This window comes from Micromonospora narathiwatensis (assembly GCF_900089605.1).
GTDB classification, from domain to species: Bacteria; Actinomycetota; Actinomycetes; order Mycobacteriales; family Micromonosporaceae; genus Micromonospora; species Micromonospora narathiwatensis.
On the sequence record NZ_LT594324.1, the window covers coordinates 2,263,841 to 2,287,933 of the forward strand.

Below are 24,093 nucleotides of genomic sequence, written 5' to 3' on the forward strand. Positions count from 1 at the left end.
ACAGCGGGCGCGGTCAGCCGGGGTCGCCGAGCCTCCGGCGTTGTGGGTGGACGGTCTCGCCGCGGGCCAGCATGGCGACGAACTCCGCGAGCCGGCGCCGGCGGGTGTCGGCGCGCTTGGCGGCGGCGAGCCGGTACAGGACGGCGTACCGGTTCTGGGCGGTGAGGATGTCGAACATCGCCCGGGCCCGGGGCTCGGCCGCCAGTGCGGCGGCGAGGTCCGCCGGGACCTCCGCCGTGGCCTGCCCGGCGTACGCGGCGTCCCAGCGGCCGTCGCGCCTGGCGCGTTCCACCTCGGCGATGCCGGCCGGATGCATCCGACCCTCGGCGAGCAGCCTCTCGACGATCCCGACGTTTCGCGCCGACCAGAGGCTGCGCGCCCGGCGCGGGGTGAACCGCTGGCGGTAGGTGCCCTCGTCGCGGCCGCGCACCTGGCCGTCGATCCAGCCGTGGCAGAGGGCCTCGTCGAGCGCCTGGTCGTAGCTGACGGTGGTGGGGCCGGTGCTGCCGCGCTTCGCCAGCACCAGCCACACGCCGTCCGGGTCGGCGTGGTGTTCGTCGAGCCACCGCCCCCAGGCGGCGGCGTTTGGAACAATCAGCTCCGGCAGCTCGGCGGCCACCGTGTGGCGCCTCCCGGTCGTCACCTCGGCCCCCTGGTCCGCGACGGCGAGGCGCTCGGCGGCGGGCTCAGCGAGGGCGACCGGGTCGGCGTCGGGGTCGGCGGGTCGCTGGGACTGGGACTGGGGCTGGCGCTGGAGTCCGACGGCGTCGCGCTCGGCGTCGGCCGGGGGGAGGGTGTCGGGGACGTGGTGGTCGGTGCCGGCCGGTTCGTGACCGGCGGCGGGGTGTCGGCCGGGAACGCCGGGTTGCCGAACCGGTACTTGTCCGGGTCGAGTTTCAGGGCCGCGGTCGCCTGCTCCATGAACTGTCGCCAGATCGGTCCGGGGGCGTTGGACCCGTACACCTCGTAGCTGCCGTTCTTCGTCTTCAGCGGCTTGCCGTCGGTGGTGCCGAGCCAGACCGCCGCCGCGAGGGCACCGGTCCAGCCGACCATCCAGGTGTGCACGTTCTGCGTGGTGCTCTGCCCCGCCTGCCAGGTGCCGGTCTTGCCGGCGGAGTCCCAGCCGTTGTCCAGCTTGGCGGCCTTCACCCGGCGCAGCGTCCAGTCGAGTTGGTTGATCGCCTCCTCGTCCAGCCCGACGTCGGTCTGCACCAGGTGCTCGGCGTACACCTCGTCGCCGTCCTTGGTCACCGAGCGGACGAAGTGCGCCTCGGCGCGCTTGCCACCGGCCGCGAAGGTCGCCATCCCGTTCGCGTGGTCCTGGACGGTGATGCCGTACTGGCCGATGCCGACCTCGGTGGAGAACCGCTTGGCCGACTCGGCCGCCGGCTTGTCGCGCAGGTCCACCCGCTGCGGCTGCGGGTTGCCCTGCACCGTCTCCCACATCGAGTCGACGCCGGCCCGCTTGGCCATGTCGATGACCTTCGCGACGCCCAGCTTCTCGGTCAGCTCGAAGTAGGTGACGTTCAGCGAGGCGACCGTCGCCTCCCAGAGCGCGCAGTCCGGCTGGCAGGAGGCGTGCTCGGCGTTGCGGATCGGGCCGGCCGGGCTGTCCTTGGTCCGCCCCGACTCGGGGAACTCCTTGGTCTCCGGCGAGTCGAAGTGCCGCTTCACGGAGATGTCGTTCTGGACCGCGGCGGCCAGGTCGTACACCTTGAACGACGAGCCCGGTGGGTGCTGGCCGAACCCGCGCGCCTGCCCCTTCTCGTCGTAGTACCAGCCGGCGTAGTCGGCGCCGGTGCCGCTGCCGCCGCCGTAGTAGCCGAGCACCCGGCCGGTGCCCGGTTCGACCGCCACCAGTGCGGCCTGCCAGTTCTGCGGCTGACCCCGGACCGCCTCCGGGGCGGTGTCGCGGCGGATGTCGGCGGCGGCCTCGGCAGCGTCCTGGACCCGCTTGTCGACGGTGGTGACGATCTTGTAGCCGCCGTCGCGGATGGCCTCGTCCGTCTTGCCCTGAAACCCTTCGGTCCGGCGCAGCTCGGCGAGCACGTGGTTGACCACCAGGCCGGTGGGCCGGTCCAACCCGGTCTGGCCGGCGTTCGGGTCGATCGGCTTGGCCGTGTCCGGGTACGCCAGGTCCGCCGCCTGCTCGGGGGTCAGGTAGCCCAGCTTCACCATGCCGTCCCGGATGTAGTTCCAGCGGTCGATCGAGTTCTGTCTGGCCTTGGCGTTGCGCCGCGGGTCGTAGCCGGGCGAGCCCTCCGGGTCGGCCGGGTCGGCCTCGGGCTGCTTCACCATCGCGCAGAGCACCATCGCCTCCGCCGGGGTGAGCTGCTTCGCCGGCGGCGCGTCCCGGCGCACCGTCTTACCGAAGTACGTCTGCGCCGCCGCCTCGATCCCGTACGCGCCCCGCCCGAACGGCACGGTGTTCAGATAGAAGCCGAGGATCTCCTCCTTGCTGTACTTGTCGCCCAGCTTCCAGGCGATGACCGCCTCGCGCAGCTTGCGCGAGTAGGTGACCCCGCGCAGGTCGGCGGCGACCCGCGCGTACTGCTGGGTGATGGTGGAGGCGCCCTGCCGTTGCCCGCCCGTGACGTTGGACCAGGCGGCGCGGAGCACGCCGCTGAAGTCGATGCCCTTGTTGGTCCAGAACGTGCGGTCCTCGGCCGCCACGATGGCCTGCTTGGCGGAGTCGTTCATCTGGTCGTACGGGACGATCGTGCGGTTCTCCTCGCCCAGCGTCGCCATCGGGGTGCGGCCGTCGGCGTAGTAGACGGTCGTCGACTCGGGAAGTTCGAGATCGGAGGGCGTGGGCACGCTGTCGAAGTAGTAACCGCCGGCGAGCAGGCCGGAGCCGGCCAGCAGCGCGAAGACCGCCAGGAAGATCAGGATGCGGTGGCGTCGACGCTTCCGGCCCCTGGTCGGGGCGGTGGAACCGCCGGCATGGTCGTTGTGATCGGTAGGAAACACCCGCACCCGATACCCTCCGACTGCTCGGCCGAATCGTGTCCCTGCTCGACCTGCACGCTAGCGGAGCTGCGGGTATGCCGTCTGCCGCCGCCGTCGGCGGATGTGTTCTTCGTCGCGGTCGAGACACCGGCAGCCGTTTCGGACGGGCCTCGCCGCGCCAGCCAGGGGGAGGGATCCCTGTCGATCATTTTTCTTTCTGACCAGGGGCGATGGCGATGGCATCACCTCAGTGACGAGCCGTGACCGGGGCGGCCCCACCGTGCGGGGCCGCCCCGGTCGTCTTCTCAGCGCAGGGCCCAGCCGTTCACCCGGCCGTTGCGGGTCAGGGTGGATGGCCGGCACGCCGGCCAGCGGGTGTTGCCGCCGGAGCGGCCGGTCCAGAACGGCGACAGCCGCCACATCGGGTGGGTGGTCGTGCCGTCCGGCACCGGGAAGGCGTCCCGGTCGGCGTAGCCGTGCCGGCGGAACAGGTCCCGGTCGGCCTCGGTGAAGGCCTCCGCGTACGTCGGCAGGCCCAGCGTGTCCATCCAGCGCTGCGCCCCGGCGAGGAGGGCGGCGGCCCGCCGCGCCGAGGCCCGCCCAGGCACGGCCAGCAGCGCGAGATGGTTGTGCGCCTCGGCGGGACGCCGCGCCGCGAGGGCCCGGTCGAGGAGGTTGAACCGGTTCTGGTGCTCGCCGGTGGCCTCGGCGAGCCGGTCGGCGTACCGGGCGGGCGGCGGGATCGGACGGTAGCGGTGGTACCAGACGGTCGCGGCCGAGCCGTCCTGGAGCAGGAACGCGTCGCCGAAGAGCAGCGCGTGTTCGGTCCAGATCCGGGCCACGGCGGCGAGCACGGATGGTCGGCGCCGCTCGTCGGGGACGAGCCAGGCGGCGAGGGCGGTGGGGTGGAGGGCGTCGGTGACGAGATCGGCGATCCAGCCGATGTCGCGCCACCGGGCCCGGACGACGGGCATGCTCACGCTCATGGGTAACTCCTGGTCACCATCGTGATCGGTTAAGTCGGGAAGATCGCCGACGCGGATCGCGCGGCGGCGCGGGCCACAGGGGCCGCCAGGTCGGAAGAAGGTACGTGGGCCGCGGGTGCCGCCCCGGGGACGGCATGAGCGGCGCGCCGGTCAGGCGGGCCGGGTGCCCGGGCGGGGCGAGCGGGACCGGAGCGCGTCGCCGTCGGGCGGGCGGCACCGGTGCCCGGAGAGGAGGGGTGACGTCCAGGCGTCGGCGGAGGCGTCGGCGGGGTCGCCGTGCCCGCCGGCTGAGTGGCCGAGTTTGCCGCTGCCGGGGATATGCCTGGCCGGCGCGGAGTCGGCATCCGACCGGAGCGGGCGCGGCCCCTCCGGCGCGGCGAGGTTCGACGCGGACCAGCCCGACGTGGCGTGCCGGGCGATGACCGGCGTGCCCGTGGCGAACTCGTCGCCTCCCCGGGCGCCCGTGACCGGGCCGATGGTGGTCGGCGGGACGACGGTGGTGGCCGACGGGGTGGTGATGACGGCCGGCGGGGCGGTGCCGGGGGCCGGCGCGCCGGGCGGCGGCGGTGGGGTCTGGTCGGTCGGGTCGGTCGGGCCGGCCTCCGGACCGGTTGCCGGACCGGTTGCCGGAGGTGGTGGCGCGGCCGGTGGGTCGGTGGCCGGGTCCAGCAGGTCGGTCACCGGGTCGAGCGGCTTCAGCACCGGGTCGAGCGGCTCGAGCACCGGCGTCAGCCCTCGCGACACCGGCGACAGGACCGGAGCGAGCGGCTCGGTGACCGGGCGGAGAATGTCGGCGACCGGGGTGAGTATCCCGGTGCGGACCGGCTCGGTGACGGGGCTCAGGGTGTCGGCGACCGGGGTGAGTACTCCGGTGCGGACCGGTTCGGTGACGGGCTTCAGGGTGTCGGCGACCGGGGTGAGTATCCCGGTGCGGACCGGCTCGGTGACCGGGCTCAGCAGACCGGCCGCCGGGGTGGGTGACCCGGCGGACGCCGCCCGGAACTCGCCACCGGGCCGGCTGCCCCGTGGCGGCGCGGTGACCGGGTCGGCCGCTCTGGTCTCCCGGCCCCGGGTGGGCTCGATTCCGGCCTTGGTCGGCGGCGGTCGGAGCCGCCGGTGGGTGGGTTCGGCGGGGCAGGCGGCCTGCCGGAGCCCCGCCCGCTCCGGCGGTGCGACGGTCCCGGTCGGCGGTGGCGTGCTTGGGGCGCGCTCGGCGGTCTCGTCGGTGGCCGGGTCGGGCGCGGCGGCGGGCGGGGCCGGGTCGGGCGCGGCGGCAGGCAGGGTCGGGCCGAGGATCGGGCGGAGAACGCCGGTGACCACGTCGAGGGTGGCCCCGATGGCGGGTGGCCGGTCGGCGGCGTACGCGGCGTCGGTGTCGGTGACCTCATGGCCGGCCCACGCCGCGAGCACCCCGCCGAGCAGGAGGCCGAGGCGCAGCAAGCCCCGCGTCAGCCGCCCGCCCCGTCGAGTCATCCCGATATCCCTCCGACCGGCGGCCAATGCCGTCGGTCAACGCCCGCACTCTACCCAAAGCAGTCGCTCGATCACAGCCTGCGGCTGATCGAAATCGGGCGCGTCGCGTCCGGCCAGGCGTGGCCGCGATGCCCGGTGGGTACCACCGCGGCCATGAGCATGAGCACGATCGACCATTCCGCCGCCACCGCGAGACCCGCCCCGCCGGTCGGCACCGTGGCGGTCGTCGCCCACCGGCGGAAGACCCTCGGCGGCGGCCTCGACGAACTGCGGACCAACCTGCTCGCCGCCGGGGTCGAACGGCTCCTCTGGTACGAGGTGCGGAAGAGCCGAAAGGCGCCGGCGAAGGTCCGCAGGGCGCTCGACGCGGGCGCCGGCCTGATCCTGGTCTGGGGCGGTGACGGCACGGTGCAGCGCTGCGCGGACACCCTGGCCGGATCGGACGTGCCGATGGGCGTCCTGCCCGCCGGCACCGCCAACCTCTTCGCCACCAACCTCGGCATCCCGGCCGAGCTGCCCGAGGCGCTGCGGATCGCCCTGCACGGCCGGCGGCGCCGCCTGGACCTGGGCCGGCTGAACGGGGAGCACTTCGCCGTGATGGCCGGCGCCGGATTCGACGGGGACCTGATCCGGGAGGCCGACCGCAGGCTCAAGGGCCGGCTGGGCCGGGTCGCGTACGTCTGGACCGGGCTGCGCCACGTCCGCGGCGAACTGGTCCGCACCCGGATCAGGGTGGACGGCGCCGACTGGTTCGACGGCGAGGCGAGCTGCGTGCTGTTCGGCAATGTCGGCACGATCACGGGTGGCATTCCCGCGTTCGACGACGCCCGCCCCGACGACGGGGCCCTGGAGATCGGCGTCTCCACCGCCAGCGGCGCCCTGGACTGGGCGCGCACGCTGGGCCGGATGGCCGCCGGGCGGTCGGCGGACTCACCGTTCGTACGCGTCACCCGTGGGCGCAAGGTCACGGTGCGGTTCGCCGCGCCGAAGACGTACGAGCTGGACGGCGGGGCACGGTCGACGACGAGGCGGCTGAAGGTGCGGGCGGTCCCCGGCGCGCTGACCGTCTGCTGTCCCGACCCGCCGGAGTGACCCGGGCCGGCGGGGGCGCCGTCGGCGGGACCGGGCAGGATGCCGGACATGGACCACGACGTACGCGGGTATCTGGCCGAGCTGGTCGACCGGGCCCGGGCGATCCTCGGCGAGGACCTGGTCGGGGCGTACGCGGCCGGGTCGGTCGGGCTCGGCGCGTACCAGCCGGGACGCAGCGACGTGGACGTGGCGCTGGTGGCGGCCCGGCCGTTGGGCGGGGCGGCGAAGCGGGCGCTGGTGGACCGGCTGCGGCACGAGGCGCTGCCCTGCCCGGCACGTGGCCTGGAACTGGTCGTCTACCGGCGGGACGTGGCCGCCTCCGGCACCCCGGAGCCGGGCTTCGAGGTGGAACTCAACACCGGCGCGACCATGCCGTTCCGCGCCACGTACGACCCGGCCGATCGGCCGGAGGCCGACGGCCGGTTCTGGTACGCCCTCGACCGCAGCATCCTGCGCCAGTCCGGGCTGGCCCTGCTCGGCCCGCCCGCCGCCGAGGTCTTCGCCGACCCGGCCCCGGACGACCTGCTCCGGCTGCTGGTCGCGGCACTGTCCTGGTGGCTGGCGCTGCCGACGCCCGACGGCGACGGCCCGGCGCCCGGCGCCGAGGACGCCGTGCTCGGCGCGTGCCGTTCCCTGGTCCGCTTCCGGGACGGGGTGTGGCTGGCCAAGGTGGATGCCGGACGCCGAATCGCCGCGTGCGGCGAGGGGGCCGAGCTGATCGGGCGGGCGATCGCGGCCCGCCGGGGTGGCCCGCCCCTGGGCGGCGTCGAGGCGCGGGACTTCCAGCGCCGGGTGCTCGACGAGATCGCCGGAGTGCATTGACGAGGCTCGACACTCTACTGTAAACAAGGTGTACTGATGAGTCGGGGAGGTCCCCATGCGACGCTCGGTACTCCTGGCCGCGCTCCTGCTCACCCTTGCCACCGCCACCCCGGCGGCTGCCGCGCCACCGCCCCGGCCGGCCCCTGCGCCCCTCGCGGCCACCCCGATCCAGGTCTACGGCGCATGGCACTGCGGCAACGACTACTGCACCTGGGGCACGGCCCGCGCGGTGGCCGACTTCGACAGCCAGAACCACTGGCTGATCGACCGGGGAGACGGCCGCCCCGCCGTCAACCTCGTGGTGCTCAGCTTCGTCAACCCGCTCGACCTGCTGCGCCAGACCACCAACACCACCACCCTCGACGGCGTGCCTCGCGGCATGACCCCCGAGATCGTCGGCTGGTTCACCTCCCGCGGCGTTCGGGTCATGCTCTCCATCGGCGGCATCACCTACACCGGCGCCTGGGACACCGCCCTCACCGAGAACCCCACCCTGCTCGGCCAGCGGGCCGCCGCGGTCGCCACCCGGCTCGGCGTCGGCATCGAGATCGACTACGAGCAGAACACCAACCCGAACCTCGCCGGCCTGCAGTCCTTCATCGACGCCTACCGGGCCGTCCACCCGTACGACGTTACCGGCGCCCGGCCCCAGGCCCGGCTGACCATCGACGTCGCCGCCGGCGACCGCTATCTGATCGCCCTCAACCGCAAGGCCACCGCCGACTGGCTGCGTACCGACACCCCGGTCCTCGACTACGCCAACGCGATGGTGCCCGCCCGGCCCGCCTCCGCCAGCACCTCCCAGGCGAGCTGGCAGGAACACGTCGACGGCAAGCCGCAGTACGGCCCGCCGGTGCCGCCACTCGCCCCGGCCAAGTTCACCGGCGGCGTCTACCTCGCCTACGGCGGCAAGCCGCTGCCGGAGTGCGTCGACTACGCCACCTCGGTGCAGAAAGCCGCCGCCCCGTACGCGCAGAGCGTCGCCCCCAACGGCGCGGGCACCACCGCCGGCATGCTCGGTTTCATGTTCTGGGCGGCCGAGCGCCCCGCCACCAAGGGCGTCGGCACCGTGCCGCCGAACACCTGCGAGCGCGGAGCCGGCGCCGGGGCGACCGCGCTGGCCGTCCCGGTGCCGATGCCGGCCCTGCGGCAGAGCTGACCGTCCCGAACGGGACGGGAGGACACCCGCATGAGCACTCCCGGGCTGTTCAGTAGGTGACCCGGACGCCCATCTGCGCCCAGGTGAGCCGGCCGACGACGCCGTCGGCGATGAGGCCACGCATCCCCTGGTACCAACGGACCCCCGCCACGGTGAGTTCGTCGAAGTCGGTGCCAGGCGGGCCACACCGGCGGGTGCCGATGAAACGCTTGACGAAAGCGACGTCGTCGCCGGTGCTGCCGCGCCGGACGGTGCGGGACCCGGGCGCGCGCCCGGGCTGCGGCGGAGGCGGCGCGGTGGCCTTCCGTAGGGCGGCGAGGGTGGCCGAGCCGACGAGGCCGTCCACGGTCAGCTTCTGGGCCTTCTGGAACACACGCACCCAGGCGGTGGTCCGTGGGCCGAACGCGCCGTCGACCGCCAGCCCGGCGCCGAGCCGGTTGGCCAGGGTCTGCAGTTCTCGTACGTCGCTGCCCCGGCATCCGTTGCGCAGTACCCGGTCGCCAAGTCGGTTCTCCCGCGCGGTGGTGATGCCCCAGGACCGCTGGCTGTCCTCCAGCGTCCGCTGGTGGCTGACACTGACGTGCAGGTGCTTGTCATGCGGGTTGGCGCCGGTGTAGCGGGCGGCGGAGAAACCGCGGGTGCGGCTCCAGATCACCCGGTTGTAGATCACGTACTGGCAGGACGGGTGGGCAATGCACTGGCGGACCACGAGCAGCGGGTCGATGCCGTCGACGTCCACGTCGATGGCGTTGACCGAGCCGTCGTCGCCGTCCGGGTTGTGGTCCGAGCGGCGGGTCTGGTGGGCGGCGTCGCCGATCCAGCCGTCCGAGGTGTGGTCCCGGTGCGGCCACCGGGTGTTGATCTCTTTCCGAAGCACTTGCAGCGTGGGTGCCAGGTGCACGCTCACGTCACTGTTCCTCTCCCGTGGGCAGGTGGTAGTCGATCTCGTCCCCGATGAGGGATTCCGGGTCGTCGTCCTCCTCGAAGCCGGCGACCTGGTAGTCGGGGTCGACGGTGGCGGCGTCCATCAGCGGTGCCTCCGCTCTCTGCTCGGGCCGGCGCGACGCGGTAGCGACCACGCCGGCGGGCCACCCGCACCGCGTCGGCGGTCCGGGCGGCGGGCCTGCGTTCACTGTCGAAATACCTGGTCACGGCGGCAAGGGATGAGTCGGCTATCGGCGGCGCGGAGACCCGAGCGGTGGTCGCATCCCGCCGATCGAGAAGCCGTGCCGCCGTCCGCCGGGACCCGCCGGCCGGACGGGTGGCGGGCGGTCGCCCGCGGGGCGGTGCCAGGTCGGCACGTTCGGTGGAGCGGACCGCCGGACGCTTCTGGCACGAGACCGGGCGCCGCCCAGGTGTCGCCGGTGGTCCGGTCGTTCTCGGGAGGTCAGCGGGCCAGGTCCGCCAGCGCGGCGCGCAGAGCGGTGGCCAGGTCCGCTCTGGACAGGCCGGCGGCGTCGGCGGGCAGCGCGGCGAGCACCCGCGCGGCCAGCGCGTCGGCGAGCACCTCGACGTCGCCCGGCACGGCGGGCGCCGGAGAGCTGTCGGCCGGCGTACCGGATCCCGGGTCGCCGTCGGTGCGCGGTTCGGGCAGCCGGGCCAGCGCCGCCCGTACCGGTGTCGGGTCCGCGGCCTGCCGGGCGACGGCCTCGCCGATGACGCGGACCGTCTGCAGGATCTCGTCGAGCACCGCGAGGGTGGACCTGCCCTTCGGGATGCCCCCGCCGACGTACTGCCACGGCAGGGCGCGCAGTTGGGTGGCCACCGTCGGGTCCTTCAGCAGGGCGAGGAGCCGTGCCGCGTCGGTAGCGCCCGCGTTGTCGACCAGGCCCCAGGCGCGCTGGTCCCGTTCGGCTGCGTCCGTGGCCCGGATGCCCAGGTGCAGCCGGCCCGATCCGGGATCGGTGCCGGCGTACGGCCGGCGGGTCCAGCCGTCGTCGGCCCGGGCCGTGGTGCCGGCGGGTGACCCTGGCCAGCCCGACCATGATCGCGAGGGCCGTCGCGGGGTCCTCGTAGCCGGCCGGGCGGAACGGGTTGCGGGCCTTCGGGTCGTACGGGTACCAGTCGGCGAGGACCAGGTCGACCGCGTCGGCCTCGTGTTCGGGCCACCAGGTGCGCCAGTCGTTGGCCCGGCGTCCGCCGGCGTCGACCCGGCGTACCCATTGCAGGGTCCAGCAGACCGCGAGCCGCAACCGGCCGTCGTGCCGGGCCGGGTGGTCGCCCACCTGGGCGCGGGTGCGGTCCACGATCGGCGGAACGCCTCCGGTGTCGGGTCGCCGCCGGTCTGCTGTTCCGGTTCGTGGTGCGGCACCAGGATCAGCCGGCCGGTCCGGCCGGTGGCCTGCCAGGCGGCGACGAACGCGGCGGCGTCCACGTCCGGGTCCTTGTGCGAGACGATCACGTCGGCGGCGGCGGGCGCCTGAGCCAGCCGTTGCCGCTGGTCGGTCCAGGCGGACGCGGGCAGCCCGTCGCCGGGCCCGAAGAAGATCCGTACGCAGCTCGTGCCCGGGTAGGTGGCGAGCATGCCGGTCACCGTGCGGGTACCCGGGCACCAGCCGGTCGGCATCATGCGGGCACCTCGACGGCCAGCGGTTCCAGGTCGGCGCGGACGGCCTTGACCTCCCAGTTGAAGGCGTGCGAGGCGGGGGAGCCGTCGACCGTGCGGACCCGGAAGACGCCGTCGCGGACCCGGCCGGCGGCCAGCGGGGAGACCGGCTCGTCGTCCTCGAAGACCGGGGTGAGCTGGACGGTGCGGCCCTCCGGGCGGGTCAGCGCCTCGAAGTACGCGGGCAGTTCCACCGTGGCGACGCCGCCTTCGAGTCGACCCTCGCCCCGGTAGTAGACGCCGTTCTCCGGTCCCTCCAGCGCGGCGTGGATCAGTTGCCGGCGTTCGGTGGCGTCGGGCCCGTCCAGCGGGTGGTCGATGGCGAACTGCTTGGACTTGCCCTTGATGACGCCGCTGCCGGCGTTGAGGCTGATGGTGTAGCCGCTGCCCTCGTTGAGGCCGAGGTAGATGGCGCCGGAGGAGAACAGGTCGAAGGTGCTGATGCCGCCGCCGCTCCACGAGGCCAGCGGCGGCGTGTCCGGGCCGACCTTGAGCTTGCCCTTGATGGTCACGTCGCCGCCGAACTCGCCGCGTTTCTCCACCCAGAGGCAGCCCGCGTCGGGTGCGCCGTCTCCCGAGTAGCCGACCCAGACCCCGCTGCGGTTGAGCAGGTGCAGCCGCTCGGGGCCCTTGGTGTGCATGCGGCCGGCGCCGATGATGAAGTTGTCCGCCGGCACGTTTATGTTGCCGCCCAGGTTGAGGGCGCCCTGGACGCTCAGGTCGCCGGTGCCGTTGGCGTCCTTGACGACGGTGACCCCGCCGGTGGCCCGGATGCCGAGGTTGCCCTCGGCGGTCACCGACAGCCCGCCGCGCCCGCGCAGGGTCGCCGCGCGCAGCTCCCGTACCCCCAGGTCGGCGTAGGGCTTGCTGCCCTCGGTGTACGCCAGGTTGGGGCCGTCGGCGCTGCGGTCGACCAGCTCGAAGCCCTTGCCGGCGCGGAACGACAGTTGGGCGTGCTGCACCCCCGGTCCCCAGAAGCCGAGCGCGGAGACCACCTGCCCGGTGCTGACCGTCGCGCCCTCCAGGCTGCCCAGGTGCAGCATGCCGCCGCCGATGCGCAGCCGGTCCGCGCCGTACTGGTGGAACGCGATGAGGTCGTCGGGGTCGTTGTTGTTGGCGATCCGCAGGATCGTGTTCTCCCCGCCGTACGGCCAGTAGCGGATGTACGCCTCGTCGCCGGAGCCGCCGCCCGGGTCCGGGGGGAAGGTGATGCCGGCCTGCGACCCGGCGCCGACGGCGGGGACGATCGCGCCGACGGGCACCCGCAGCCCGGCGACCTGCCGGCCGGTGCTCTGCACGGTCACCGTGCCACCGGCCCGGGTCACCTTGCCCAGCAGCACCGCGTGCGCCGGGTCGGTGGGGGCGGTGGCGCTGACCTTGACCAGCCCCTCCTCGGTCCACCGGGTTTCCGCCGCGACCCCGCCCTCGTCCCGCCGGTCGGTCAGGAACTCGCGGTACTCCACCCAGACGAAGAAGGTGCCGTCGCCGGGCAGCGTCGTGCGCCGGTTCTCCGGCACCACGATGACGATGCCGTCACCGTCGACCGCGACGCCCTGGCCGACGGTCACGTCGCTGCCGGTGGCGGTGAGTTCCAGGCCGCTGACCACGCCCATCGGCCGCAGCAGCCGGGCGGCCAGGTTCTGCCGGGCCAGCAGGTAGTCCAACGCCTGGGTGAGGTCGTCGGCGCGCAGGTACTCGTAGTCGTAGTACCGGGGCCGTGCCATCGGCAGCGGCAGGTCCTTCTTCCAGATGATCGTCATGCGTTTCTCCGCTGTCTGTGTCGGTCGCGGGCGGGTGGTCAGCGCGGTTGGACGGTGTCGTAGCGCAGGCCGCTGGAGATTTCGCCCGCCCCGGCGTGCCGGGCGCGGCCGAGCCAGAGATGCACCGAGCCGTCGGTCCACCGGGCCAGCTGCCACTGCCGCAGCATCCGGCTTCCGGCGCGCGGCACCTCCTCCTCCGGGAAGGCCAGCTCCACCAGCCGCCCGTCCCGTTCGCGCCAGTCGAGCAGCCGGCTGTAGCCGGTCACCGCGACCGGGTCCCCGTCCCGGGCGGGCTGTTGCAGCGGAACCCGGCGCAGCCGGACCACGTCCGGGCGGTCCTGCGTGGGGCCGGGCAGCAGCGGCACCCAGTTCTCCGGCACGGTGGTGGCGAAGGCGTACGACAGCGCCGGCACGTCCGCGTCGGCCGGCGGGCGGGGCGGCACGGCCGCCCGGGCGACCTGGGCGGTGCGGTCGATCGGTCGGCCGGTGGCACCGGTGACGATCCGTTCGATCGCCCAGGCGAGGTTGGCGGTCTCGTCGCGCCCGAGGCGGACCTCCTCCACCGGGGCGGAGTCGAGGGTGGCGGCGGCGGTGGCCGGCAGCACCAGCACGTCGGCCGTTCCGCCGCCGGCGGTGCTGGCGGGCCGGAACAGCGCGGTGGACTCCGGGGCGGCCGGCACCAGCGTCTGCCCGCCGAAGGTGTCGGTCACCAGCAGCGAGCGGATCCGGGTGGCCGAGCCGACCGGCAGCTCCAGCGGCAGCAGGAAGTGGTCGTTGGCGTAGACCAGGCCGTACTCGACCACGAACATCCGGGCCAGGTCGCCCGCGCCGGCGCCGACACCGGCCAGGTTGATCCGGGCGTCCTCCAGCTCCCAGAACCGGGTCGACGGCATGCCGGCGTACGCCACCGGGGTGGGCAGCAACACCTTCACCACGTCGTCGACGTCCGCCCGGGCCTCCAGCGTGGTGCCCGGCTGGCGGTCGAAGTGGTACCAGTCGAGCCGGTTCCCGACGTACTCGCGCGCGGTGAGCACCAGTTCGGCCCGGCCGTCGTGCGCGGCGACGGCGGCCTCGTACTCCATCCGCTCGCGCCGCCACGCCGACCCCTCCGGGCCGGGGGTGCTGAACAGCGGGGTGAAGTCGGCCGGCGGCCACGGCGGCGCGGCCGGCCGGGAGCCGCCGGGAGACAGTACGCCCGGCAGTTGCAGCAGGTAACCGGGGGGCGGTCCGGCCGGTCGGGGCGGTACGCCCAGCCAGCTCAGCCAGTCGGCGACCGCCTGTCGGGCGGCGGCGAGCAGCGCGGCGGGCACCCCCACCTCGCGGATGAACCGGTCGTCGGCGCAGGCGCGCAGCGCCAGCTCCCCGTGCGGCACCCGCCCGGCGGCGACGCGCAGGTAGCCGACGGTCTCCGGGTCGGCCGCCGAGGCACCGTCGGGTGGGCTGGCCGGCACCGGGTAGGTGGCGCACACCGCCGGCGCCAGTTCGCCGGCGCCGGCGGCGGCGAGCAGCCGCAGTAACTGCTGGCCGCTCTCCACGGCGAAGCGCAGGTCCCCGGCGGTCGCGGCGGCCTCCCGTTCCACCAGCGTCTCCCAGGGCACCCCGGCGGGCAGCCCCACCGCCCCGGCGTACGGGCCGGGCCGGTAGCGGGTGAAGCGGGCCACCTCGGCGTGCACCCGGGCGGCGACCGGCGAGCCGCCGTCCTCGCCGGTGAACTCGCCGAGCTGCCACTGTCGGGCGAGCAGCCACAGCGGGTCGGCGATCCGGGCGTCCACGGCCGGCGCGAGGTCGGCCCGTCGGGTACGCGGCTCCAACCGGGTCCAGGTGGTGACCGACGGTGGATCGGTGCCGGCCAGCGGCTGTTCGGCGGTGGTCACTGAGCCCTCCTCTGTTTGCGACCGCGGGGCTCGCAAATCCGGCTCGCTCCTCGCGCTCACGGGGTCTCCGTTCCGCCCTGCGGGGTCAGCGTCGCGTCCGGCACGAAGTCGGTGGTGGTCGTGGTCTCGGCCACGTTGGTCGGGAAGTAGAGGGCGGGCAGGAACTGCCCGGCCGCGCCGAGGGAGTCCACGTCCACGGCCCGGGCCAGGGCCAGGTCCAACGCCTCCTCCAGCACCTGGGCGAGGTTGCCCGGCTGCCAGCTCGTCGCACCCCGCGGCGCCAGGCCCAGCAGCACCGCCTGCGGGGCGGCGGCGCCGGGCGCGTCGTACTCGAAGGTGAGCCCGGTCTGCACCCGCCCGGCCGGCACCACCTCGGTCCACTCGTCGACCACCAGGCCGTGCACCGGGCGGGTCGGGTCGATCCCGCCGGGGGCGACCACCACCAGGGACAGTGGTTCGGTGCCGGCCCTCGGCGGCGCCTCGCCGACCCAGCGGTCGCCCGGGGCGTACGGCAGTTGCGCCACCCGGACGGTGGCGGGTAGTCGTACCACGCCCCCGGCCCCGAGGGCGTCGACCGTGGTGAGCACCTCCTGAAGCCGGCCGACCGCCGGGCGGACCCGGCCGTAGCGGGACAGCCAGCGGCGTACCGGATGGGGTGAGCCGCCCTGGAGCGCGTCGCTGGCCGCCAGGGCGGTGGCGAGCTGCGCCGGCTGTGGCGCGCTGGCCCGCGGGAACACCGGCAGGTCCGGGCCGAGTAGGGCCCGCAGGCGGGCGATCTGCGCCTCCCGGCGGCGGGCCGGCGGCGCGTCCGGCCGGTCGAAGTCGGTGGCGGGGACGCATCGGCACGCTCCGGGCGGGCACGGGGTGCGGTCGTGCAGCTCGGCGATCACCCGGCAGTGCGCGGCGAGCCGGCGGTCCAGCTCGAACCGGGCGGTGGCCGCGGTGTCGGCGACCGCCCCGGCGCTGTCCGGGCGCGGGGGCGGCGGCACCGCGCCGAGCACGCCGAGGCCGGCGGCGACGGTGAGCAGGCCCCGCGCGGTCGCCTCGGGCCAGCCCGGCTCCGGCGCTGCGGGCAGCGCGGCCAGCCCGGCCGCGGTCTTCCGGACCGCCTGCCAGGTCTCGTCGGCCTGGGCCCTGGTGTTCTCGTCGACCTGCGGCGGGACCGACGGGTCGGCGCCGAGGTCGGCGGCGACCACCGGGCGGGACCGGCCGTACAGGTCGCGCAGCACGTTGACCGCGTGCAGGAACTCGGCGAGGCTGACCCGGTCCAGCGGCCAGCCGGGATCCCGGCCGTAGTCCAGCTCCAGTGTCCAGTCGTCGCCGACCTCGGCCGGCCGCAGCGGCCCCCAGGCGTCCAGCGCGATCCGCCGGTCCAGCTCGGCGTCGTCCTGGTGGCCGGGGTGCGGCGGTGCGGCGAGCAGGTCCACCGCCGGCGTCTGGATCCGGTCCAGGCTCGCCGGCCGCCAGACGGTGGCGGTGACGCCGTCCGGGGCGTGCCAGCGGTAGCGCCAGAACACCCGGAACGAGGGCGGCAGCAGCACGGAGGTGAGGGCGTCCACGGCGGGGCCGGCGATGCGCGGGTGGTCGCCGCGCCCGGCCGGCCAGTCCTGCCGGAGCCGGGTGAAGCGGTCGTCGACGTTGACCAGCAGCAGCACCCGGTGGGTGAGCGCCGTCCCGGTGACCGGGGTACGGGTGACGTGCAGCTCCGGCGGGTTGGTGGCCGCCCCGGAGGCGGCGTCGACCGCCGCCGCGGCCCGGTTCAGGTCGCCCAGCGCGAGCTGGTGCACGCTCTCGGCGAGCAGCGTGTCGGCCACCGCGTCGACCGCGTCGGCCAGGTCGGCGAGGACCGTGGTGACGGCGGCGCGTTCGACCGCCGGCCGGTTGCGCAGCCACTGGTCGAGCTGGCCGGCCTGGTGCAGCCGGTGCAGCTCCAGGCCGTCCACGGTGGCCGTCGACTCGACGGTGACGGCGATCGTGGCGCCGCCGTCGTCGGTCGGGTCGACGCGGTGCGCGCGTACCGGGGCGAGGGCGCGGAACGTCGGCAGGAGCTGGTCCCACGGGCCGGCCGGGTGGTCGTGCAGGCCGCGTTCGAAGCGGTAGCCGAGCAGCGCGCCGAGGCTCTGGCCGGCGCGTACCCCGTCGAGGAGCTGCTCGGCGAGGCGGACCCGGCGGGAGGAGAGCTCCACCGCGAGCGCCGGGTCGCCGCCGTGGCTGCGGGACGCGCTGCGCAGCACCGCCGCGGTGACCGCCTGGGCCGGAGAGGGGGCGTGCACGTGCCCGGCGCCGGCCGCGGCCAGCGGCAGCTTCGCCGGGGCCACCGATTCCGGGATGTCCGTCGGGCGGTCCACCATGGTGGGTTTCGGCGCCGGTGCGAGGTCGACCACCCAGCCGTAGCCGCCGACGTGCACGCCGGGCGTGGGGCCGGCGGTGAGCTGGGCCAGCCGCCGGGTGGCCAGCGAGGTGATCCAGGCGTCCAGCCGGTGGCTGGCCAGCCCGAGCGTCCCGGCCACGTGCCGTTCCAGGTCGGCGGTGGGCAGCCCGGCGTCGAGGGCGTCGCGCAGCCCGGTCAGCGCGGTACGGAAGGCCCGCAGGTCGGCGGTGGCGCGGACCTGCCGGGGATCGCTCTGGACGCCGGCCAGGTACCTGCCGACGGGCTCGGAGGTGTCCGGCACCGGCGTGTCCAGCCGCCTCCGCAGCACGCGGGTACGGTCGTGCGGGCGGATGTCCACCAGCTCCGGCTCCGGGATCTCCGCCGCCGCGGGCAGTCCCGCCTCGGTGGCGAAGGCGTGCGCGGCGGCCGAGTGCTCGGCGATCAGGGCGGCCCGCAGCAGCCGGTGGAACAGCGGCACCGGGCCGTCGCCGGGGCTGACCGGGATCTCGTCGCCGCGCAGCCCGACGGCGGACAGCGCCGCCAGGTACGCCTGGACCCGGTCGGCGCGGGGTCGCCCGGGTCCGTCGAGCAGCGGGGTGCCCAGCGCGTACGCCTGCCTGGCGAAGACGGCCAGGGAGAGCCGGGGATCGGTGGGGCCGCCCAGCCCGACCGCGGCCAGCAGGTCCCGGGCCGGTTCCACCACCTGCTCGCGCCAGTCCGGCCCGAGGTCGAGCCGGGCGAAGCGCCACAGCCAGCTCACGTACTCGTTGCCGAGCATGCTGCGGGCCCGGACCTCCAGCACCCGGGCGTCGGTGGCGAGAATCTCCAGCAGGGTGCCCTCCGGGTCGGCGAGCCCGGGCACGATCCGTGGCACGGGGGAGGGCAGCCAGACCCGCCGCCACAGGTTGTTCAGCAGCGCCACCGCTCTCGCCTCGCCCGGTCCGGTCGGCTGCCAGTCGCGCAGGCTGGCCACCGGCAGCAGCCCGTACGGCTGCCGGCCCACCCGCAGCGTGGGCAGTGGACCCTCGGCGTGCACGTGGTCGACGAAGTGTTCGCGTACCGCGGCCTGTTCGGCCGGGGTGGCCACCGGCAGCAGGTGTCGTAGCAGGCCGCCGAGGCTGGCCGGCCAGAGCAGCCGGCGGACCAGCCGCCCGGCCGGCCGGTCGACGGCGGTGGCGCCGGTGGCCCGGGCCAGCGGGGTCGGCGCGCCGGTGCGGGCCGGCTGCCGGCGGGCGGCGGTGAGCGCGTCGCCCGGGGTCGCGGTCAGCCTGACGCCGAGCGCGCCGGCGACCAGGGCGGCGGCGGACTCCGGCGCGGCGGCCCCGGCCGCGCTGTCTCCGGTGGTCACCGGCGTGGCGGTCGGGGTGGCCGCCGGGGTGTCGGTGTCGGTGTTGTTGGTGGGGGTGTCGGGGGCGAGAAAGGCCAGCCCGTCGGTGGCGGCGTGCGCCTCGAGCAGCCGGGCCAGCGCCTCGGCGGACCCGGTCGGGCCGGTGGTGCTGTCCAGCCCGAAGACCAGCAGCCGTTCCACCGGCTCCGGCTGGCCCTTGGCGTCGACGGGGACGGTGACGGTGAACGCCATGCCGGCGGCGACGGCGGTGGGGAAGTCGACCGTCCACCGCATCCCGTCGTCGACGGGCGGTGCCTCGTCGGCGAGCCGGTCGATGCTGCCGTCGCCGGTGAGCACCGGGCTCGGGCCGACCGGCAGGTCCCGGGTGACCGGGCCGGACGTGCCGGTGAAGAGTTTGCCGCCGGCGGTGCGGCCGACCGCGTACCACTGGGTGGGCAGCAGCCGGGCCCGGGCCGGCTCGCACCACGGGCCTGGGCGGGGCAGCGGGTCGGGAAAGGCCCCGCCGACCGGTTCCAGCACCCGGGCGATCCAGGCGGCGCGGGGTGTGCCGAAGCGGCGGACCAGGTCGTTCCAGGCCGCCTCGTCGGGGGCGTCGGTCGGCCCGCCCGGCTGCCCGTCCCCCCAGTACGCCCGCCCGGCGGCGACCTCCTCGGCGGTCAGTCCGGGCTCGTGGTCGTCGACGTGGATCTGGTCGGGGTAGACGCGGATCTTCAGGGTGGCGCCGGCGAACCGGGTCTCCAGGCGTACCGGCAGCATGACGGCCGGGGCGGTGGCGGCCAGCGTCCACGGGGTCCCGGTGAGCGCCCCGGACAGCGGCGGCCGGTCGGCGGCGTACGAGGTGGTGCTCATGGCTGGCTCTCCGGCGTCGGTAGCAGGTCGCTGGCGTGGCGGGCCAGGAGGACGGGGCGTTGCAGCAGCGCGAGCGCGGCGTCGGCGGCGTTGCGGCCGGGCCGGGCGGCGAAGACCACCGCGTCCGGCGGCGGCGGGTCGCCGGTGCGGTCCACCCCGAAGCGGGGTGCGGCCGGCTGCTCGCGGAGCACGAAGAAGTGCCCGGCCGGCCCGTCGGCCTGACGGCCGGCGCCGCGTGCCACCTCGGCGGTGTACGGGAAGCCGAACAGCAGCAGGTCGGGGGAGAGCCAGGCGTTGAAGATGGGCAGCACGTCCGGCCCGGTCGGGGTGCGCTCCTGCGGGCCGGTCCAGGTCGCGGCCCGCATGGTGACGACGGTGGACGGATAGCGGCGCAGCAGCTCGCCGCGGATGACCAGCACCAGCGACTGTTCCCCGGGCGCGCCGACGGCGGTGAGGTGCCCGCCCAGCGGCCCGTTGCGCCAGGCCGGGTCGGTCAGCGGCGGGATGTCGGTCAGTGGCGCGCCCGCCGACATGGCGCCGCGTACCTCCCAGAACTGCCGGAACCAGGTCTGCTTCGGGTCGGCGGGGAACTCCCGCCACAGCATCTCCCGGCTCATCTCGTGGTTGAGGCCGACGAGGAACGCCTCGATGAACCGGGGGTTGGCGGCCAGCGCGGTCATCGTCTCCGGGGCCACCGCCGGCAGGTTGGGCACCACGTGTTCCTGGGAGAGCCCGCGCAGCAGCTCGTACGCGGGCACGTCGAAGGTGACCCCGGCGAGCAGCCGGCGCAGCGGGTCGCCGCTGTCGGGCAGGGCGTCGACCAGATCGCCGTCGCCGAGGGCGAGCCCGGCCAGCACCTCGCCGGCCACCGCGGTCTCCGGGCGTACCGTCTCGCGGACCGCGGCGGCGGCGGTGGCCACGTCGACCGGGGCGGGGCGGTGGTCGCGGGCCAGCGCCTGGGCGGGGGCGAGCCGGCCCTGGTGGCGGGCGGCGGCGGCCATGAAGTCGTCACCCATCTTCGCCCGGTCGGCGACCAGGTCGGCGCGCAGGTCGGCCACGGCGACGGTGCAGCCCCGGGCGCCGGGGTCGGCGGCCCCGGTGACCGTGACCGGCGGGCTCCAGTCCACCGGTACGCCGTCCGGGTCGAGGTCGAAGGCGACCCGGTAGCCGACGGTGGCGCCGGTGCGTCGGGCGACCACGAGGTCCGGGCGGCGGGTGCCGCTGATGTCGGCCACCGCGATCCCGGCGCCGTCCGCGCGGGCGGTCGCCGTCTCGTCGGGCACCGCCCGGGGTGCGGTCCACCCGCCGACCACCCGGCCACGTCGGTTCACGCCGCGCCCGGTGAGGTAGCGGGCCACCGGCGTGGCGCCGACCGTGCCGGTGGCGAAGACCAGCAGGTCGGGCACATGGTCACCGGTCATGTCGACGACGTCGATGCCGACCCCGGTGAACCGGTCGAGCTGCATCGGGGTGGGCAGCGAGTCCGTCCAGCCGTTGGTGGCCCGGCCGTCGTCGTCGAGTCGCCAGCCGATCCGGTAGAACACCCGGTTGTCAGCGCGGCCGGGGCGGTCCGCCGCGTACGCGACGATCAGCTCGGGTCGGCCGTCGCCGTCCAGGTCGGCGAGGGCCACGTCGATCCCGGCGACGTCCGCGCCGACCGGGTCCGGCAGCTCGTACGGGCCGGTCCAGCCGCCGGTCGCGGTCCCGTTCGCGTCGGCGTTGCGGCCGAGCCAGTACGCGATCCGGCAGGTGCCGGCCGCCGTGCCGGGCAGCAGCGCGGCGGTGACCAGGGTCGGACGCCCGGCCGGCGCGACGGTGCCCAGGGTGGTGGCGGTGGCCCGGGCGATCGCCGGGATCGGCGGTCCGTCCACCGCGGATGTCAGTGCCGGCTCCTGCACCACGCCGTCGTCGCCGATGTTGTGGGCGATCTGGGTGCGGGGCCGGCTGCCGGCGCCCTGCACGACGGTGTGGGTGAACAGCAGCGAGGCGAGCAGCCCCACCTTCGGCGTGAACCGCACGTCGGCGGGGGCGGGCGCGTCGACCGGTCCCGCGCCGCGCGTGTCGGCCGGCGTGCCATGGTCGACCCAGCTCGTCCCGAACGGGTAGCCCCAGCGGTACGAGGTGAGCCGGCCGTCGGCGGTGACCGCGAAGAGTTCCCCCTCGCGCGAGTCGCCGGCGAACGGCCCGGGCCGGTGCGTACCGAGCCCGCCGGCGGGGGTCGCCGTGGTGACCGCGTCCCAGCCCCAGTAGTAGCGCTCGTGCAGGTCGTGGTACCAGACGAAGCGGCGCATCAGGCGTACGTCGGCGGGGTTGGCGGTGCTCGCGGCGAGGACGACGATGGCCGGCCCCTCCTCGTGGCCCAACGGTGGCGCGTCCTGGGCCAGCGAGATCACCCGGCGGCCCTCCGGCACCGGGTCGTGCTGCTGCGTGCTGCCGTCCCCGTACAGCGACACCAGCTGCCCGTTCGGCGTGACGTACGAGATGCCGAGCCGGGGCGATGATCCCGGATACGAGTGCTCGGCGGCCGGGGAACCCCAGACGGCCGGCCCGTTGAACTGCCGCCACTGCTGTCCGTTGTGGGCGAAGAGGCGGTTCGCGCTGGTGGCGACGAGGACGCCGACGAAGGACGGACGCGGCGAGCCCCACAGCCGCTCGCTGCCGCCGACCGGGGTGCCGAGGGACGTCCAGGAACGGTTCGCCGGGTCGAAGCGCCACAGGGCGGCGTCGCCGCCGAGGACGTACAGCACCGAGCCGCCGACCACGGGCCGGCTGTGCACCCCGGTCGGCGGGGCTCCGCAGTCCGTCCACACCCAGCGGTCGCCGTCCCAGCTCCGCTCGAACAGCCGGCTGTCGCGGGTCCGCACGTACACCCGGCCGGGGGGTGCGACGGCGCCGGAGGTCGCCACGGTGGTGCCCGGCGGGGTGCCGTGGTCGTGCCACACCCAGAGGTCGGGGCCGAACCGGCGGCGCTCGAACAACCGGCCGTCGGCCGTCCCGACGAAGAACCGGTCGCCGGTGAGCAGGTCGCCGCCGTTGGTGACGACCCGGGTCACCGGGTCGTCGGCGGCCAGGGCGGCGCGGGCGCTGCGCAGTCCGCTGGTCCCGGTGTGCCACCAGCCGTTCTTCGCGGCCTGCTCGATCACCGCGCGGGTCAGGTCGCCGACGCCCCGGCCGTCGCTGAGCAGGGTGTCCAGGACCGTGCCGCCGGCCGGGACCCGGGCCGGCGGCACCGCGCTCCCGCCGCCGGCCAGCCGGGTCAGCGCCGTCGTCGCGGCGTCGTCGTCCACGCGGCGGGCCAGCGGCCCCCGGGGGCGCAGCAGCCGGCGGACCGGGGCCGACGTCGCCGCCTTCGCGCCCGGATTGGCGTCCAGTCGCCGGTCCAGCGGGCCGGCGGAGCCGGCGGCGAGTCCGCGGGCCGGCACGTCGACCAGATCGTGCACCGGTTGGGTCAGGGCGACGAGCCGGTCGTCGTCGACGGCCGCGCCGGGGGCGTCGGGGTCGACCCGGCGGGCGTAGAGCGCGGTGGCGGTGTCCCGGGCCGCCTGGCCCCGGCGCAACTGCTCGTTGGCGGCGCGGATCTCGGCGGCCCGCTGCCAGGCCGCCGCCGCCAGGTCCTCCTGGTGCCGCTGCACCACCTGGGTGCCGAGCGCGGCCGCGGCCCGGTAGCGGGGGTCCAGGTTCAGCCCGGCCAGCCAGCGTGGTTCGACGCCGGGGGCGGGCAGCCCGTCCTCCTGGCTGTGGATGTCGCCGTACAGCGGCGGGGTGAGCCGGTCCGCGCTGTGCCGCAGCAGCCCGGTCAGGGTGCTCTGCCAGGCGGCGCGGACGTCCTCGGCCCAGCCGGTCGGGGTCATCCCGGGCGCGGCGAGCGCGCCCTCGAAGCCCAGCACCGAGCGGCCCTCGACGCCCTCGTCGGGCTGCTGCGGCAGGCCGCCGCCGGGCGCGGCGATGTCCACCGGCTGCCGGCCGACGTCGGCCGGCAGCGGCCGGGCCCGCAGCCGGCGGGCCAGCGACTCGAAGTCGCCGTCCGGCCCGGTCCGGAACGTCCAGTGGTGGTAGACGGGCAGCAGCACCGGGCCGTCCGGCCCGGGGTGCGCCGATCCGGGTCCCCAGGCCGGTGCGAGCGGCCCGGTGTCGTCGACCGGTTCGCCGAGACCCGCGCGGACGCCGGCCGCGAAGGCGGGGACCACGGCGGCCAGGTAGTCGGTGCCGGCGGCGAGCCGTCGCGGGCAGAGCAGCCGGGACAGGGTACGTTCCGGGGCGGTTGCGATCACCGCGGCGACGTCCTCGTCCTCGACGGTGACCAGCACCTGGGCGTGCGCCCAGGCCCACGAGTCGGCCAGCGTGGGCAGTTGCCGCACGGTGGTGGCGAGCCGGGGCAGCGGCTGGCCCGCCTCGGTCCGCAGTTCCCCGCCGCCGTCGACAGGTACGACGACCAGGACCAGCCAGGGGCGCAGGGCGCCCCGAGCGTCGGGCCGGGCCGGTGTGTAGAGCCAGGGCAGGTCGGGGCGGTCGAACTCGACGGCCGCGAACAGCGACACCTCGACGTTCTCCGCGCCCGGGGCGGGAAAGCTGCGGATGATCTCCTGCGGGTCGATGCCGACGACGTCGCCGGGGCCGTGCAGCACGGCGGTGGAGGTGCCGGTGATCTCGCGGGTCTCGCCGGTGGCGGTCTCGGTGCCCAGTGCGGTGACGCTGAGCTCGACCGTGGCCCGGGCGTGCGGCAGCGCTCCGGTCAGCGGGTCGACGTCGGGGACCACGCGGGCGACGCCGTCGCGTACCCAGGGCAGGAAACGCAGGCCACCCAT

General features: G+C 75.6%; 13 protein-coding genes. 3 read left to right on the forward strand and 10 right to left on the reverse strand.

The window, feature by feature from the left end; translation table 11 throughout:
* Positions 1-13: 13 nt before the first annotated feature.
* The 4 genes from GA0070621_RS09825 to GA0070621_RS09840 form a co-directional block, all read right to left on the reverse strand.
* Positions 14-643 carry a YdeI/OmpD-associated family protein gene (locus GA0070621_RS09825; protein ID WP_231920997.1) on the reverse strand — a complete coding sequence of 210 codons (630 nt, stop codon included), beginning with the start codon at positions 641-643 and terminating at the stop codon, positions 14-16.
* On the reverse strand, positions 640-2,976 hold the full coding sequence (locus GA0070621_RS09830; RefSeq protein WP_167666756.1) for a transglycosylase domain-containing protein: 2,337 nt from the start codon (positions 2,974-2,976) through the stop codon (positions 640-642). Before GA0070621_RS09830 ends, GA0070621_RS09825 begins: the two co-directional genes overlap by 4 nt.
* A 278-nt stretch (positions 2,977-3,254) precedes the next feature.
* Positions 3,255-3,935: a hypothetical protein gene (locus tag GA0070621_RS09835; protein ID WP_167666757.1), complete on the reverse strand. Its 681-nt coding sequence runs from the start codon at positions 3,933-3,935 to the stop codon at positions 3,255-3,257.
* A 150-nt stretch (positions 3,936-4,085) separates the two neighbouring features.
* Positions 4,086-5,408 (reverse strand): hypothetical protein, encoded by a 1,323-nt coding sequence (locus GA0070621_RS09840; protein ID WP_157739920.1) that lies wholly within the window; start codon positions 5,406-5,408, stop codon positions 4,086-4,088.
* Between the two features lie 159 nt (positions 5,409-5,567).
* On the opposite strand from GA0070621_RS09840, the gene GA0070621_RS09845 reads away from it, so the two are divergent.
* From GA0070621_RS09845 to GA0070621_RS09855, 3 genes are read left to right on the forward strand one after another with little or no spacing between them, the layout of a single operon-like run.
* Positions 5,568-6,500 carry a diacylglycerol/lipid kinase family protein gene (locus GA0070621_RS09845; protein ID WP_231921036.1) on the forward strand — a complete coding sequence of 311 codons (933 nt, stop codon included), beginning with the start codon at positions 5,568-5,570 and terminating at the stop codon, positions 6,498-6,500.
* A gap of 48 nt (positions 6,501-6,548) precedes the next feature.
* Positions 6,549-7,322 carry a nucleotidyltransferase gene (locus tag GA0070621_RS09850; protein ID WP_091193699.1) on the forward strand — a complete coding sequence of 258 codons (774 nt, stop codon included), beginning with the start codon at positions 6,549-6,551 and terminating at the stop codon, positions 7,320-7,322.
* Positions 7,323-7,377: 55 nt separating this feature from the next.
* Positions 7,378-8,481: a glycoside hydrolase family 18 protein gene (locus GA0070621_RS09855; protein WP_167666758.1), complete on the forward strand. Its 1,104-nt coding sequence runs from the start codon at positions 7,378-7,380 to the stop codon at positions 8,479-8,481.
* A gap of 49 nt (positions 8,482-8,530) precedes the next feature.
* Here GA0070621_RS09855 and GA0070621_RS09860 read toward each other — a convergent pair whose 3' ends face one another.
* The 6 genes from GA0070621_RS09860 to GA0070621_RS09885 form a co-directional block, all read right to left on the reverse strand.
* Positions 8,531-9,388, reverse strand: a complete 858-nt coding sequence (locus tag GA0070621_RS09860; protein ID WP_091193701.1) for a peptidoglycan-binding domain-containing protein — start codon at positions 9,386-9,388, stop codon at positions 8,531-8,533.
* 480 nt (positions 9,389-9,868) lie between these two features.
* The gene (locus GA0070621_RS09865; protein WP_157739921.1) at positions 9,869-11,050 is read right to left on the reverse strand and encodes a hypothetical protein; all 1,182 of its coding nucleotides are present in this window, start codon (positions 11,048-11,050) and stop codon (positions 9,869-9,871) included.
* A complete protein-coding gene (locus tag GA0070621_RS09870) occupies positions 11,047-12,846 on the reverse strand; it encodes a hypothetical protein (protein WP_091193707.1) in 1,800 nt (599 codons plus the stop codon). Before GA0070621_RS09870 ends, GA0070621_RS09865 begins: the two co-directional genes overlap by 4 nt.
* A 38-nt stretch (positions 12,847-12,884) precedes the next feature.
* Positions 12,885-14,720, reverse strand: coding sequence for a hypothetical protein (locus GA0070621_RS09875; RefSeq protein WP_091193709.1), 1,836 nt, complete (start codon positions 14,718-14,720; stop codon positions 12,885-12,887).
* A gap of 56 nt (positions 14,721-14,776) precedes the next feature.
* Entirely contained in the window at positions 14,777-19,288 is a 4,512-nt protein-coding gene (locus GA0070621_RS09880) for a hypothetical protein (protein ID WP_091193712.1), read from the reverse strand.
* On the reverse strand, positions 19,285-24,093 hold the full coding sequence (locus GA0070621_RS09885) for an FG-GAP-like repeat-containing protein (RefSeq protein ID WP_091193713.1): 4,809 nt from the start codon (positions 24,091-24,093) through the stop codon (positions 19,285-19,287). The genes GA0070621_RS09880 and GA0070621_RS09885 overlap by 4 nt, the downstream gene beginning before the upstream one ends.

What these genes read in the sequence shown, in the direction of transcription:
- GA0070621_RS09835 (WP_167666757.1), bottom strand. Translation starts at nt 3,935, where the DNA reads ATGAGCGTGAGCATGCCCGTCGTCCGGGCCCGGTGGCGCGACATCGGC.
- GA0070621_RS09840 (WP_157739920.1), bottom strand. Translation starts at nt 5,408, where the DNA reads ATGACTCGACGGGGCGGGCGGCTGACGCGGGGCTTGCTGCGCCTCGGC.
- GA0070621_RS09845 (WP_231921036.1), top strand. Translation starts at nt 5,568, where the DNA reads ATGAGCACGATCGACCATTCCGCCGCCACCGCGAGACCCGCCCCGCCG.
- GA0070621_RS09850 (WP_091193699.1), top strand. Translation starts at nt 6,549, where the DNA reads ATGGACCACGACGTACGCGGGTATCTGGCCGAGCTGGTCGACCGGGCC.
- GA0070621_RS09855 (WP_167666758.1), top strand. Translation starts at nt 7,378, where the DNA reads ATGCGACGCTCGGTACTCCTGGCCGCGCTCCTGCTCACCCTTGCCACC.
- GA0070621_RS09865 (WP_157739921.1), bottom strand. Translation starts at nt 11,050, where the DNA reads ATGATGCCGACCGGCTGGTGCCCGGGTACCCGCACGGTGACCGGCATG.
- GA0070621_RS09870 (WP_091193707.1), bottom strand. Translation starts at nt 12,846, where the DNA reads ATGACGATCATCTGGAAGAAGGACCTGCCGCTGCCGATGGCACGGCCC.
- GA0070621_RS09880 (WP_091193712.1), bottom strand. Translation starts at nt 19,288, where the DNA reads ATGAGCACCACCTCGTACGCCGCCGACCGGCCGCCGCTGTCCGGGGCG.
- GA0070621_RS09885 (WP_091193713.1), bottom strand. Translation starts at nt 24,093, where the DNA reads ATGGGTGGCCTGCGTTTCCTGCCCTGGGTACGCGACGGCGTCGCCCGC.